The 647-nt window shown below is 67.2% G+C and carries 1 protein-coding gene; it reads right to left on the bottom strand.

The window, feature by feature from the left end; genetic code table 11:
* Window positions 1-647, bottom strand: a 647-nt coding sequence (locus tag AB4Z27_RS29280) for a UDP-glucose dehydrogenase family protein (protein ID WP_441646011.1), incomplete at both ends; no start/stop codon positions are given.

The following is a 647-nucleotide window of genomic DNA, read 5'->3' as shown; positions in this document are numbered from 1 at the left end:
GCTTCCAGCACCCGCATCGGCTTGCCGTACGAGGTGGCCGTGCGCATCAGCGCCTGCACGTCCTTCGGGAAGCACGAGCCGCCGTAGCCGGCGCCGGCGTACAGGAAGCTGTAGCCGATGCGCGGGTCSGAGCCGATGCCGAGTCGGACCAGTTCGATGTCCGCRCCSACCTCGTCAGCCAGGTTGGCCAGCTCGTTCATGAAGGAAATACGCGTCGCCAGCATCGAATTGGCCGCGTAYTTGGTGAACTCGGCCGAGCGCACATCCATATAGAAGGTGCGCTCGTGGTTGCGGTTGAACGGCGAGTACAGCTCGCGCATGATGGCCTTGGCATGGCGRCCGGCCACGTCGGGCGAGCAGCCCAGCACGATGCGGTCCGGGCGCATGAAGTCTTCCACGGCGGCGCCTTCCTTCAGGAACTCGGGGTTCGAGACCACCGAGAACTGGAGGTCTTCCAGCCCGCGGGCGGCCAGTTCCTCGCGGATGACGGCGGCGACGCGGTCGCCGGTGCCCACWGGGACYGTGGACTTGTCCACCACCACCTTGAGGCCGGTCATGTGGCGGCCGATATTGCGCGCGGCGGCCAGCACGTATTGCAGGTCCGCCGAGCCATCCTCGTCCGGCGGCGTGCCCACGGCGATGAACTG

It is taken from the genome of Cupriavidus sp. KB_39 (genome assembly GCF_052114485.1).
Taxonomy (GTDB): domain Bacteria; phylum Pseudomonadota; class Gammaproteobacteria; order Burkholderiales; family Burkholderiaceae; genus Cupriavidus.
This window is presented reverse-complemented; position numbering and strand designations above follow the sequence as displayed.